The following is a 12,697-nucleotide window of genomic DNA, read 5'->3' as shown; positions in this document are numbered from 1 at the left end:
CCATCGATTGAAAAATCTGAAAATCTGAAAATCCGACAATCTGATAATCTAAAAAACTGAATGCGTATCTTTACAGCTTTTCCAAAACGGCGCTTTTCGATGCAACACCAAACAAAATTCCTGCGGTTTTCAATCTTCTTCTTTTTGCTGTGGATTTTTTCGTCGGCGCCAACTCATGCCAATAATCCGCAGAAACAATGCGATTCGCTCATTGAAATTGGGATTGCCAAAATGCGCAACAATGAATTTGCACAATCGATTACATTATTGACGAAAGCGCATCAAATCGCCGAAAATAAACACTTTGACAAACAATTATTTCTCGCCAAAAATTACCTCGGCGGCAATTATTTCATGATGCTCGATTATGGGGAAGCGCTCAATTATTACCTCGCGGCCTATACGATTGCGGTCAAGTCGCATGATTCAAAATTCGAGATGATGGCGCTGAGCAATATCGCGATTTTATACGCCAAAGAAAAGAAACACGACAAGGCACGCGATTATTTTGAAAGGGCCTACCAATTGTCGATCGCCGAAAAAGATTTTGCGCAGGCCGGCGGTTACGCGCTCAATCTCGGATTGCTGCTCAATGAAATCGGCCAATACGACAAGGCACGTACGTACTTCAACAAAGCACTCGAATACGCCGCAAACAATACGCTGGTCAAACAAACGGCACAGACCGCCATGGCCGAAAACGATATGTTGCGCGGCCACACCCGCGAATCCATCGCTGCCGCCGAACAACTGTTGCCGCAAATCCGGGCGACCAAGGACGGCAACGCGATCAGCCTGTTGCTGGTCGTGGCCAAGTCTTACCTCAAAGAAAAGCAGTTCGGCCCTGCCATCCAATACGCACAACAGGCGCTCGAGGCCAACAACAATGTCGAGGTCAAGACCGCCATTTATGAAATCCTGACCGACATCCATACGCAGCAAAAAAACTATCCCGAGGCTTTGCGTTATAAGGATTCGGTGATGGCTTACCGCGAAAAGCGCAACGAAATCCAGAACGGCAGCCTGTTCGAAACCAGCAAGGCGCGGTTTGAAATCCAGGAATCCAAAAATCAATTGTCCTTGCACAAGGCCGAAGCCGCCAACCGGCAAAAAATATTTTATTGGATCATCATTGCCATGACGGTCGTATTGCTGCTTCTCATCGCGGTATGGCGCATCATGGTCCTGCGGCACAAACAACGGAAAATGATTGCCGAGAACAACCACCGCATCGTTTCGCTCGAACTCGCTCAAAAGAAAACCGAAGCCAAATTGCTCGAAAAACAATTACACGAAGAACAGTCGAATGCGCTGCTCGAACAGGAAAAACTGCAAAGCGAAATCGAACACAACAACCGCAAACTGTCGGTCAAGGCACTGTATCTTTCGGGCAAAAACCGATTGGTCGAAGATTTCCTGGCCGTGCTCGACCAGCAGCCCGAGGTGACCAAAATCCCCGCCATCCGCAGCCACATCAACTCGCTCAAGAAAAACCTGCGCTCCGATGAGGAATGGGAAAGCTTCCTGACGCATTTCGAGGAAGTCAACCAGGGATTCCTGATCCGGCTCAAGGAAAAACACAAGGATTTGTCGGCCAACGACATCCGTTTCATCTGTTATGTGTACATGAATTTGAGTTCGAAGGAAATTGCCTCGATGCTCAACATCTCGCTCGATGCCTGCCGCAAGCGAAAAGAGCGCGTGGCCCAGAAATTGGGACTTTCCGACAGCACATCGCTGTATGCTTATCTTTCCGGGATTTAAAAAATCACATATTTTCTTTGGGTTTGTCACAAATTTTCCGTCGGTCTTTCGGGTTGCTTTTTGGTGTTTTTCAAAACTTTGTACCGGCACTTTTGCCAGTTCTGTAACAAAATCAAAAAGCATGAAAAAAACACCACTACTCTTTTTATGTATGCTCGCGGCTTCGCTCATCGCACAGGCGCAGACCATCCACCAAACGGTATTTCCTTCGGGCGGCGCCCCGGCGGGTTGGACGACCGAAATCCTGCACGGGGAAACCAACTGGTATTTCGGCGACATCGTGTTGCCGGGCTCGACCATTTTTACCGCCCCGGCGGCTATTTTCAACGATGACATCGCCGAAAGCGAGGATTATAACGAAGCGCGTTTGCTGTCACCGGTTTTCAACACCAACGGCTACAACACGGTTTCGCTTTCGTTTGAATACGGCCTCAAGCAAATCAACGACCTCGGCACCTTGACCGTCGAAGTTTTTGACGGGACGGCCTGGCAGCAAATCCTGCTGGTTTCACAAACGGTCGAACCTGTGTTATCGCCTGTTTTCGACCTGACGCCGTATAAAAATCAACAGTTCCAACTGCGCTATACCTTTCACGACGGTGGCATCCAAGGAATGGGCGCCGGCATCACGCATTTCAAGCTCGAAGGCACTTATACGACGGCCCCGAACGACATCATCGAAAACGCCACGACGCTTAGCTGCGGGTATGCTGCAGCGGGAAGCACCGCGCTTTCTACGGCCGAAACCGGGCTTCCGGTGTGCAACGGCGTGGACGGCAATACCAAAGGCGTCTGGTACCAATACAGCGATATCTTGAACCAGACCCATGTGACGTTGAGTTTGTGCGATTCGCAAAGCGGATTGGATACGCGATTGAATGTATACCGCTACATCGATGCTTTCAATCTGGAATGCGTGGCCTCGAACGATGACAGTTGTGACGGTTACAGCAACCTGACTTTCCACAACGACGGGGTGTCGACTTATTACATTTTGGTTTCGGGTGCAGCCGATACCGAAGGTGATTTTCAGCTAAGCGTAGCCTGCCAGCCGGTTGTTCCTGTCAATGACGACATTGTCAATGCAATCGACATCGACCCAACGCCATTGACCTATACCGATTTTGCCGTGCCGCTGACCAAGGCGACCATGGAAGCCGAAACAGGCGATTTCGAACAGACGGGCTGCAACACCCTCGATCAAATCAATGTATTCTATAAGTTCACCGCAATAGCCGACGGAACAGCGAAAGTCCATTTCACGACCACGATCCCGAATATGTTCAGTCAAATTACGTTTTACACTGCCCCGAACGAAAATGCCGCGATCGCGAACCTGCAATGGGTCAACCAACCGACCAACACCTGTCATGTTTTGGTCGATCAACGCACCATCGATATTACCGCCGGCACGACTTATTATGCAGTGGTGATGAACGGCGAGCGCAATTCGGATGTGGTGTTTACGTTTACGCAAACCCTCGGAATCGACACGCCTGAATTTGCAACCTTGAACATTTACCCGAACCCGACCAACGCTAAAGTCAATATCAATGCGCCGGTAACTATTGATCGCCTATCGCTTTACAATGTACTTGGGCAACACTTGCAGACGCAAACTCCATCGGCAACGGATACCGAAGTAGATCTGTCGGCATTGCCTTCGGGAACTTACCTGCTCAAAGCCGTTTCGGGTGACCGGACGCTGATGCGAAAAATCATCAAAAAGTAAATCTGAAAGATCCCGGAAATCCACCGGGATTTTTTTATCGGTATAATTTAATGGGCAAAATGCCGTTATCCACAGTAAGTCCAAAATCCTGTTCATAAAAAATTGCAAAGGAAGATAGGGCTTATAAAAATTTACCTTTTTTTTGTAAACATACTTTAAAAAATAACCTATGCTATTTTACAATTTCCTGTTACAAGCCGCACCAGTTACCGATACTATCGCCAACGCCGCCAACACGGCCGCTGCCGCAACAACTGAGGTGAGCGTTACGGAAAACGTTTCCTATCTCGACTTCCTGCTCAAGGGCGGAATCATGATTTATCCCTTGATCCTCTTGCTGTTTTTCTGCATCTATGTGATTATTGAACGTTTCCTATCGATCCAGAAAGCGACCAAACAGAACGCGAGTTTGCTTTCTGAAGTCAAAATGCAGCTCAAGACCGGCAGGATTGACAACGCCTTGATGGTGTGCAGCCGCGAAAATACGGCTTCCGCGAATGTATTGCGCAGTGGCATCTCGATCATCGGACGTCCGATCAGCGAAATCGAATCGGTGATGGAACAGACGGCCAACGTCGAGATCGGTCAGATGGAAAAAGGGCTCGGTTACCTCGGACTCATTTCGGGTGTCGCGCCGATCCTTGGATTTATCGGAACGATTTCGGGGGTGATCAAGATTTTCCACACCATTGCCAATACCGGTAATTTGAACATCCAGACGATTTCAGGCGGTTTGTACGAGAAGATGATTTCTTCGGGCGCGGGACTCGTAGTGGGGGTTATCGCTTATTGCGGCTATCATTTGTTCAACATGATGATCGACCGTTTCACCTTGACGGCACAACGCCAGACACTCGAATTGATCAACGTAATCCAGGATCCAGGCCATGGCAATTAAAAGAAGCAGAAGATTTCATCCCGAGATCCCGACCTCGTCGATGAGCGACATCATGTTCTTTTTGTTCCTGTTTTTCTTGATTATCTCGACTTTGGCCAATCCGAACGTGATCAAACTCACGCTCCCGAAAGCCTCGAGCAACGAAACCACGAACAAAGACCACATCTCGATCTCGGTGACCGACGACAAACGCTATTTCCTGAACAAGGAAGAAATTCCGTTTGACCAACTCGAACAGGCGGTGTTCAACGAAACTACGATGCGCAACGACAAGACCGTCGTGGTGCGTGTTCCGGCCGACAACAAAGTACAGGACCTTGTCGATTTGATGCAGATGGGCGTTAAACTCAAACTTAATTTCGTCATCGCGACACAGAAATAAAATTTTACCGCGAAGCGCACAAAATTTTTCGCAAAGAAATAAAGTTATTTAGCCACTAATTGACGAATTATTTGTTTTAAATTCGTCAATTAGTGGCTAAATCTTTTTACAAAATATGCTTAAGACAATTACGTTAGTGGCCATCGGCGGCGCAATCGGTAGTGTGTTGCGTTACTTGACTTCGGTGGTGACACAAAAATATGTATCTTCTGTATTTCCGTGGGCGACTTTGATTACCAATATCATCGGTTGCTTCCTGATTGGCCTTTTGATGGGCTGGCTTTCCAAAAATCAAATGGAAGATTCTAATTTGAAATGGCTGCTCGTGACCGGTTTTTGTGGTGGCTACACGACTTTTTCGGCTTTTGGCTTTGAGAACATCTCGCTGCTGCAAAACCATCATTCGGCCATGGCTTTTGGTTATATTGCCTTGAGTATTATCGCAGGTCTGCTCGCGGTTTGGGGCGGACTTTTTCTGGTCAAATAATATGTTGCAAGAACTTGTTAAATTGTTTCCCGTTTGCGAAAAAAATGTAACTTCGCACTCTATGACAAATGCAGACCTTCAGGCCATTGGGGCCTTGCTTTCGCAGCCCAAAAAAATAGCCATCATTCCGCACCGCAGCCCCGATGGTGATGCCATGGGATCGACACTCGCGATGTACCATTTCCTGCGCAAATTGAACCACTCGCCTCTGGTCATCGCACCCAATGAATTTCCTGAATTCCTGGCATGGCTGCCGGCTTCCGAAACGGTTCTCGTTTACGAGAAAGACAAGGAAAATGTCGCACGGATTCTGGACGAACAGGAACTCATTTTTACGCTCGATTTCAATGCGCTGCACCGCACCGGCGAAATGGAATTTGTACTGAACAAACTCAAGGCGCCCTTCATCATGATCGACCACCACGAGCGCCCCGACAATTATGCGGCATTTACTTTTTCGGATACGGGATTTGGATCGACCTGCGAGATGATTTTTAATTTCATCTGCGACCTGGGCCACCGCGATTTGATTGACAAGACGATCGCCACTTGCATCTACACCGGCATCCTGACCGATTCGGGTTCGTTCAAATTTCCGAAAACCACCGGAACAACGCACCGCATCGTGGCCGACCTGATCGACCTTGGCGTGGAGAACACCAACATTCCGGCCTGGTTGTTTGACAACGGTTCGTTCGACAGCCTCAAACTACTCGGACAGGCGTTGCAGAACATGAAGGTATTTCCAGAACACCACACCTCCTACACGACGCTTTCGCAGGAAGAACTCAACAAATTCAACTATGTAAAAGGCGATACCGAAGGCATCGTCAATTATGGTTTGTCTATAAAAGGTATTATTTTTACGGCCATTTTTATCGAGCATGCCGAGGAAAAAATCATCAAGATTTCATTCCGCTCGCAAGGCGATTTCGATGTGAATCAATTTGCACGCGACCATTTCAACGGTGGCGGACACATCAATGCGGCTGGCGGAAAATCGACCTTGACGATGGAACAGACCGTCCAGAAATTCGAAAAAATCATTAGCGAAATTTAAATACACTATGAATCTCAAAAAAATAGCCGTCATCATCCTGATCATCCTGATGTGTGCCGCCATGATTTTAGGTTGTTCCCAGCAGCAGGCGCGCATGCCCATTTCGCATTCTTCGGGAACCTTCATGAAAGAATCGATTGCACGCAACAAGAAACTGGTGGCCGGCGAGGAAGGTAAGATCGACTCGATCATCAAAAGCAACCCGAATGTCAAATACCACGCCTCCAACAAAGGCTATTGGTACCGTTACGATGTGCGCAACACCCAGGACACCTTGCGTCCGAAGAAAGGCGATGTGGCCCAATTCAACTACGAAGTCAAAGACCTCGACGGCAATGTGATCTACTCCGAACTCGAGCTGCGTCCGCAAACCTATTATGTCGACAAGGAGCAGAAAATCATCATCGGCCTGCGCCACGGCCTCAAGCTCATGCGCAAGAACGAGACCGTGACTTTCCTGTTTCCATCGCATCTGGCTTACGGCTACCACGGTGACGACCGCCGCATTGGCCACAATGAACCGCTGATCTATACCGTGACCTTGACCGATTTCAAACCCGACAACAAAACAACCGCTGAATAATCACCTCTAAAAATGAAGAACCGATTTTTACTGTTACTGTTGGCCATCGTCACTTTGGCTTCATGCAAAGACGAGCACAGTAACCTCCCCGACGGCCTGTACGCCAACATCGAAACCAACAAAGGCAACATCATCGTGGCGCTCGAATTTGAAAAAGTGCCGTTTACGGTAGCCAATTTCGTCAGCCTGGCCGAAGGCAAAAACAATTTTGTCAGCGAGGAATTCAAAGGCAAGCCTTTTTTCGACGACATGAAATGGCACCGCGTAGAAAAAGGATTTGTGATCCAGGGCGGCGATCCGCTGGGCAATGGTTCTGGGGATGCCGGTTACCGTTTCCGCGATGAAATTGCACCGGGGTTGTCATTTGACAAAGATGGGATTTTGGGCATGGCCAATTCTGGTCCGGTGACCAACAGCAGCCAGTTTTTCATTACCCAATCGGCTACCCCATGGCTCGATGGCAAGCATACGATTTTTGGCCATGTGGTCGAAAACGGGATGGACATCGTGAACCAGATCGATGTCAACGACGACATCATTTCGGTGACCATCATCCGCAAAGGAGAAGCGGCAAAGAAATTCGACGCGGCCAAAGTCTTCTCTGATTTCTTTACCAAAGAGGCCGAAAACCAAAAGAAACAGGCTGCCATCGATGCCGAAAACAAACGCATCTACGAAGCCAAATACAAAGCCATCAAGGAACAGAAAGTAGCCGAATTTGGCGCTTTGAAAAAAGAAGCCCAGAAATCCGCTTCGGGCTTGCAATACAAAATCACCACCAAAGGCACGGGCAAAAAACCCGCCGAAGGCAGCCAGGTGTTCATTCACTATGCCGGATTCCTCGAAAACGGTGAATTGTTCGACACCAGTGTGGCCGAAACCGCCGCCGCTTTTGGCAAATTCGACCAAAACAGGGCCGCCCAGCATGGTTACGAACCGATTCCATTTATGGCCGGAAACAAAACCGGTATGATTCCGGGATTTGTCGAAGGCATCGAAAAAATGGGCATCGGCGACAAAGCAACCTTATTCATCCCGGCGCATTTGGCCTATGGTGCACAGGGTGCGGGCGGTGTGATTCCACCGAATGCCAACATCATATTTGAGGTCGAATTGCGCGACAAACCTTGATTTAGAAACCATACTATAACACTATAAGGGAATAAACCTGAAAGTCCCTGCAATTGCGAAATGAGTAAGGAAATTTTTAATCGATTCAAATGAAACTTAGAATTATCGCTTTATTATTTCTGGGAATGATTACCGCTCAGGCCCAAAATGCAAAAAAACCGGCCGCAGCCAAAAAACCCGCCGCAACAGCCAAGAAAACCCCTTCGGCCCCTGCTGCCGATGGCATGTACGCCATTTTTGAAACCAGCAAAGGAAAAATAACCGTCAAGCTCGAGTACCAAAAAGCCCCGGTGACCGTGGCCAACTTCGTATCGCTCGTCGAAGGAAACAACGCTTCGGTCAAAGAAGACATGAAAGGAAAGCGTTACTTTGACGGACTCAAGTTTCACCGCGTGATCAAGGATTTCATGATCCAGGGCGGCGACCCATTGGGAACAGGACAAGGCGGTCCCGGATACAGCTTCAAGGATGAGTTTGTACCGGAATTCAAATTCGACAAGGGCGGTATTTTGGCGATGGCCAATTCAGGCCCGATGACCAATGGCAGCCAGTTTTTCATCACCCACAAAGAAACGCCATGGCTCACTGGAAAACACACTATTTTTGGCTACGTGACTTCGGGACAAGAAGTGGTGAATGCGATCGAGCAAAATGACGTCATGACCAAAGTAACAATCGAAAGAAAAGGCGCCGAGGCCAAAAAATTCGATGCCGCCAAAGTGTTTGCCGCCTACATGCTGACCAAACCGGAAGAAGACAAGAAAATTGCCGAGCAAAAAGCCAAGGAAGCTGCCGAAAGAGCCGAAGCGCAAAAGAAACAAGCCGCAATCGATGCCGAAAACAAAAGAATCTACGACGAGAAATATGCACCGGTAAAAGCCGCCAAGGTAAAAGAATTGGCCACTTTGAGAGCCAAGACCAAAAAATCGGAAACCGGACTTGAATACGGCACACTCAAAGCAGGTGACGGTAGAAAACCAACCGAAAATACGACCGTTTATGTGCACTACGCGGGTTATCTCGAAGACGGCACCTTGTTCGACAGCAGCGTAGAGGACGTGGTCAAAACTTACGGAAAATATGACGAGAACCGCGCCAAGCAAAATGGCTACCAGCCGTTCCCGTTCCAGATGGGCAACAAGAGCGGCCTGATTCCGGGATTCCTCGAAGGATTGAACAACATGAGTTTCGGCGAAAAAGCGATTTTCTTCATTCCAGCCAACCTGGGATATGGTGCACAGGGTGCCGGTGGTGTGATTCCACCGAATGCCAACATCATCTTCGAAGTGGAAATGCTCGAGAAACAACCTACGCCAGTGGCTCCTACCGGCACAACCAAACAGTAAGTTTTATTACAAGCATAAAAAAGGGATTACAATCGTAATCCCTTTTTTTATCCCTTGAATTTCCAGTCGAATTCGTCCTTGTCGTTGATGATGGCGCCCATTTCAAACTTGACGACCACATCGAACTCGGTTTGCAGGACGGTCCAGTGGTCTTCGTTGAACCAATTCTCGTAAGTGTCGTAGCCTTCCTTGGTCCATTTCTGGAATCCTTTATCGCGCAATTCGTTTTGTACATCGAGTGCCTTTCGGCCCATCATTTTGATGCCCGTCAATTCGAGCCCGGGATCCGAAGCGATGATGTAACCCAGCTTCAGGTCTTCTTCCTGGTAAAAAGTAAGCCGGAATTTCTGCTCGTTGTACAACGCGATCAAGTTGTCGTCCTCGTCCTTATATTCTTTGTCCGGTTTGCCGTAAACGGCCGAAACATCGGCCAGTTTCATCCCGAAAAGCAATTTGTCAATGCCGTGTTTGGGGTTGATTTTCATGGTTTGTTTTTCGCAAAGGTAAATAATTTCGCTTTTGCCGCTTCGGGGTGCGCAACCCTTTTGCGCTTTCTTCATCCTAAAAATACTGTAATAATATTTTATTATTTGTTTGTTTATGTTTTGTGAAAAGCCTTTGCCTCTCTTCTGCGAAGGCTTTTTTCTTTGGAAATCTCAAATAATTTTGGGTTATTTGAAAGATGAAAACGGAAAAAATCCTCTTTGGCCTGTTCCTGGTCGGAATCCTTTTGAAGTGCCTCAATCTTCCCGGCGCAAGCATTTTAATCATTTTGACGCTCGGTATCTTATCCATTTTGTATTTCCCATTCGGATTTTATTTCCTTTCGGGCAAAACATTCAAGGAACAGAAAATAGGCTTGTCGGTCGTTTCTGGAATGTTTCTTTCGGCTCCGGTCTACGGCATCCTGTTCGCATTGATGCGTTGGCCCGGATCGGGAATCATGTTGCTGATTGGGATTATTCCTTGCGTACCGTTGCTTGTCGTTCAATTCCTGTTGCGCAAAAACAATCCCGATGCCAGTCTTGACCCTTATTACCGCAATTTATTGTTCCGGACAACCGTCATTACCGCAATCACTGCATTGTGTTTTTTTCTTCCCGAAGCGCCGACCGTTCGTTAAAGTTTCGCCTTTAGGTTCTGCCTTACTGTTGTAAACCATTCTTCTTTGAGGATGCTCAAGACGATGCTGTCGCGACGGCCACCGTCTAATTTGCGCATGTTGGCACGCAATACCCCGTCTACCTTGCAACCGATGGCTTTCATCGCGGCGATGCTGCGTGCATTGTTGTTGTCGGCGCGGAATTCGACGCGTTCCATGTCCATGAATTCAAACGCGAATTGCAGCAACAAATACTTGCAATGGCGATTCAATCCTGTGCCGTGGAATTGCTGGCCATACCAAGTATAACCGAGCTGCAGCGTTTGGTTTTGGAGCTGGATGTCGTAAAAACGCGTGCTTCCGGCATATTGGATCGTCCTTTTGTCGTAGACCGAAAACGCGTATTCGGTTTGCTTGTCGCGGTTGGCGAGCGCGAGTTCGATGTAGCTCGTGAAGTTTTCCCTGCCGATGACCGGAAGCGAGGAATATTTCCAGATTTCGGTTTCGTTTAAAGAGAAAGGCAACAGGTTTTCGATGTCGGCTTGTTTCAACGGGGAAAGCCTGACGACATCGTCTTCAAGGATGTAGTCTTGATTGAAATGGAATGTGCTCATGATTTTGATTTTGATGATGATTTATTTGAACGCCGATGAAGCGGACGGTCGCCGATTAACGCCGGTTTTTCTAGCCCGTCCCGACGTTTCGGGAGCTGTGGAAACCCTTTTTTGAGATTTGCTTCGCCAGTTCGCTGACGCTCGAGTCTCCCGTTGGTCGAAATGACAAACGTCACACAAAAAAGATTGCAACGGACAGCGGGAAAAAGCTCCTAATATTCAAAAACCCCAAACGCGCTTGTAATCGTAAGCTTTTTATTTTCCGAAGCCTCTACCCGACCCACGATTTGCGCATCGACGCCGAATGATTGGGAAATTTCGATGATGTCATTCGCGATTTCGGCCGGAATATACAATTCCATACGGTGGCCGCAATTGAACACCTGGTACATTTCCTTCCAGTCGGTTTTGGATTGCTGCTGGATGAGTTGGAACAACGGCGGAACCGCAAACAGATTGTCCTTGATCACGTGCACCTGGTCTACAAAATGCAACACCTTGGTTTGCGCGCCACCCGAACAATGCACCATGCCGTGGATGTCGCTTGGTGTGTATTTCGATAAGATTTTTTTGATGATCGGTGCGTAAGTCCGCGTCGGGGAAAGCACCAATTTTCCGGCGTCGATCGGGGAATTTTCAACGGCATCGGTCAATTTCGTTTGGCCCGAATACACCAATTCGTTCGGCACTGCCGCATCGAAACTTTCCGGGTATTTTTCGGCCAAGTATTTCGCAAACACGTCGTGGCGTGCCGAGGTCAAGCCGTTGCTGCCCATCCCGCCATTATACGATTTTTCATAAGTCGCCTGTCCGAAAGAGGCCAAACCAACAATCACATCGCCGGGCCGGATGTTCGCATTGTCGATGACATCGCTGCGTTTCATGCGCGCCGTCACCGTAGAATCGACGATGATCGTGCGCACCAGATCGCCCACATCGGCAGTTTCGCCACCGGTAGAATGGATCGTGACGCCAAAATTTTGGAGTTCTTCGATGAGTTCTTCGGTACCGTTGATGATGGCCGAAATGACTTCGCCCGGAACGAGATTCTTGTTTCTTCCAATGGTCGATGACAGCATGATGTTATCGGTCGCGCCCACACACAACAAATCATCAATGTTCATGATCAGTGCATCCTGCGCGATGCCTTTCCACACCGAAATATCGCCGGTTTCCTTCCAATACAGATACGCCAAGGACGATTTCGTTCCCGCACCGTCGGCGTGCATGATCAGGCAATAGGCATCGTCGCCCGTCAAATAATCGGGGACGATTTTACAGAAAGCCTTCGGAAATAAACCTTTGTCGATGTTTTTGATCGCCGCGTGTACGTCTTCTTTGGCCGCCGAAACGCCGCGCATCGCGTATCTTTTGGAAGTGTCTTGACTCATAGTAGTGTTGTTGTGGCGCAAAGATACGTTGGATTTTGGGATTTTCAGATTTTCGGATTGTCAGATTTTCGGTTTTTTTTAGGAGCTGGTTCCCGCTGTACGCTGCAATCTTTTTCAAGGATTGTATTTCCCGTCGCAAGCTCCGGGCAATCCTTAAAAAAGGATTTCCGCTTCCATCGGGGCTAGGGATTTTCCATTGCATCCAAA

General features: G+C 48.2%; 13 protein-coding genes. 10 read left to right on the top strand and 3 right to left on the bottom strand.

Translation table 11 applies throughout. The features are described 5' to 3' along the window. Positions 1–99 precede the first annotated feature (99 nt). The 9 genes from QM717_RS05845 (at position 100) to QM717_RS05805 (ending at position 9,383) form a co-directional block, all read left to right on the top strand. Positions 100–1,764: a tetratricopeptide repeat protein gene (locus QM717_RS05845; protein WP_415035755.1), complete on the top strand. Its 1,665-nt coding sequence runs from the start codon at positions 100–102 to the stop codon at positions 1,762–1,764. 121 nt (positions 1,765–1,885) lie between these two features. Further along, positions 1,886–3,496, top strand: a complete 1,611-nt coding sequence (locus QM717_RS05840; RefSeq protein WP_415035753.1) for a T9SS type A sorting domain-containing protein — start codon at positions 1,886–1,888, stop codon at positions 3,494–3,496. A 169-nt stretch (positions 3,497–3,665) separates the two neighbouring features. Then, positions 3,666–4,394: a MotA/TolQ/ExbB proton channel family protein gene (locus QM717_RS05835; RefSeq protein WP_415035751.1), complete on the top strand. Its 729-nt coding sequence runs from the start codon at positions 3,666–3,668 to the stop codon at positions 4,392–4,394. After that, a complete protein-coding gene (locus QM717_RS05830; RefSeq protein WP_415035749.1) occupies positions 4,384–4,776 on the top strand; it encodes an ExbD/TolR family protein in 393 nt (130 codons plus the stop codon). The genes QM717_RS05835 and QM717_RS05830 overlap by 11 nt, the downstream gene beginning before the upstream one ends. A 115-nt stretch (positions 4,777–4,891) precedes the next feature. Then, a complete protein-coding gene (crcB, locus tag QM717_RS05825) occupies positions 4,892–5,263 on the top strand; it encodes a fluoride efflux transporter CrcB (RefSeq protein WP_415035747.1) in 372 nt (123 codons plus the stop codon). Positions 5,264–5,324: 61 nt separating this feature from the next. Further along, the gene (locus QM717_RS05820; protein WP_415035745.1) at positions 5,325–6,323 is read left to right on the top strand and encodes a DHH family phosphoesterase; all 999 of its coding nucleotides are present in this window, start codon (positions 5,325–5,327) and stop codon (positions 6,321–6,323) included. 7 nt (positions 6,324–6,330) lie between these two features. Further along, the gene (gene gldI, locus QM717_RS05815) at positions 6,331–6,906 is read left to right on the top strand and encodes a gliding motility-associated peptidyl-prolyl isomerase GldI (RefSeq protein WP_415035743.1); all 576 of its coding nucleotides are present in this window, start codon (positions 6,331–6,333) and stop codon (positions 6,904–6,906) included. Positions 6,907–6,918: 12 nt separating this feature from the next. Then, positions 6,919–8,037, top strand: coding sequence for a peptidylprolyl isomerase (locus QM717_RS05810; RefSeq protein ID WP_415035741.1), 1,119 nt, complete (start codon positions 6,919–6,921; stop codon positions 8,035–8,037). Between the two features lie 89 nt (positions 8,038–8,126). Next, complete coding sequence (locus QM717_RS05805) at positions 8,127–9,383, top strand: peptidylprolyl isomerase (RefSeq protein ID WP_415035739.1); 1,257 nt, start codon at positions 8,127–8,129, stop codon at positions 9,381–9,383. A 47-nt stretch (positions 9,384–9,430) separates the two neighbouring features. Here the strand turns inward: QM717_RS05805 and QM717_RS05800 are convergent, their stop codons facing one another. Then, positions 9,431–9,868, bottom strand: coding sequence for a hypothetical protein (locus tag QM717_RS05800; RefSeq protein ID WP_415035737.1), 438 nt, complete (start codon positions 9,866–9,868; stop codon positions 9,431–9,433). A gap of 197 nt (positions 9,869–10,065) precedes the next feature. Here QM717_RS05800 and QM717_RS05795 point away from each other — a divergent pair, with 197 nt between their 5' ends. Next, positions 10,066–10,506, top strand: a complete 441-nt coding sequence (locus QM717_RS05795) for a hypothetical protein (protein ID WP_415035735.1) — start codon at positions 10,066–10,068, stop codon at positions 10,504–10,506. Here QM717_RS05795 and QM717_RS05790 read toward each other — a convergent pair. Together QM717_RS05790 and QM717_RS05785 are read right to left on the bottom strand one after the other, a co-directional pair. After that, positions 10,503–11,099: a GNAT family N-acetyltransferase gene (locus tag QM717_RS05790; RefSeq protein WP_415035733.1), complete on the bottom strand. Its 597-nt coding sequence runs from the start codon at positions 11,097–11,099 to the stop codon at positions 10,503–10,505. The genes QM717_RS05795 and QM717_RS05790 overlap by 4 nt on opposite strands. 212 nt (positions 11,100–11,311) lie before the next feature. Next, entirely contained in the window at positions 11,312–12,490 is a 1,179-nt protein-coding gene (locus QM717_RS05785; RefSeq protein ID WP_415035731.1) for an AIR synthase related protein, read from the bottom strand. Positions 12,491–12,697: the final 207 nt, after the last annotated feature.

This window comes from Flavobacterium sp., assembly GCF_047602195.1.
Classification (GTDB): domain Bacteria; phylum Bacteroidota; class Bacteroidia; order Flavobacteriales; family Flavobacteriaceae; genus Flavobacterium.
The sequence above is the reverse complement of the archived record's forward strand: the minus strand, read 5'-3'. Positions and strand labels throughout refer to the sequence as shown.

What these genes read in the sequence shown, in the direction of transcription:
- QM717_RS05845 (WP_415035755.1), top strand. Translation starts at nt 100, where the DNA reads ATGCAACACCAAACAAAATTCCTGCGGTTTTCAATCTTCTTCTTTTTG.
- QM717_RS05840 (WP_415035753.1), top strand. Translation starts at nt 1,886, where the DNA reads ATGAAAAAAACACCACTACTCTTTTTATGTATGCTCGCGGCTTCGCTC.
- QM717_RS05835 (WP_415035751.1), top strand. Translation starts at nt 3,666, where the DNA reads ATGCTATTTTACAATTTCCTGTTACAAGCCGCACCAGTTACCGATACT.
- QM717_RS05830 (WP_415035749.1), top strand. Translation starts at nt 4,384, where the DNA reads ATGGCAATTAAAAGAAGCAGAAGATTTCATCCCGAGATCCCGACCTCG.
- crcB (WP_415035747.1), top strand. Translation starts at nt 4,892, where the DNA reads ATGCTTAAGACAATTACGTTAGTGGCCATCGGCGGCGCAATCGGTAGT.
- QM717_RS05820 (WP_415035745.1), top strand. Translation starts at nt 5,325, where the DNA reads ATGACAAATGCAGACCTTCAGGCCATTGGGGCCTTGCTTTCGCAGCCC.
- gldI (WP_415035743.1), top strand. Translation starts at nt 6,331, where the DNA reads ATGAATCTCAAAAAAATAGCCGTCATCATCCTGATCATCCTGATGTGT.
- QM717_RS05810 (WP_415035741.1), top strand. Translation starts at nt 6,919, where the DNA reads ATGAAGAACCGATTTTTACTGTTACTGTTGGCCATCGTCACTTTGGCT.
- QM717_RS05805 (WP_415035739.1), top strand. Translation starts at nt 8,127, where the DNA reads ATGAAACTTAGAATTATCGCTTTATTATTTCTGGGAATGATTACCGCT.
- QM717_RS05800 (WP_415035737.1), bottom strand. Translation starts at nt 9,868, where the DNA reads ATGAAAATCAACCCCAAACACGGCATTGACAAATTGCTTTTCGGGATG.
- QM717_RS05795 (WP_415035735.1), top strand. Translation starts at nt 10,066, where the DNA reads ATGAAAACGGAAAAAATCCTCTTTGGCCTGTTCCTGGTCGGAATCCTT.
- QM717_RS05790 (WP_415035733.1), bottom strand. Translation starts at nt 11,099, where the DNA reads ATGAGCACATTCCATTTCAATCAAGACTACATCCTTGAAGACGATGTC.
- QM717_RS05785 (WP_415035731.1), bottom strand. Translation starts at nt 12,490, where the DNA reads ATGAGTCAAGACACTTCCAAAAGATACGCGATGCGCGGCGTTTCGGCG.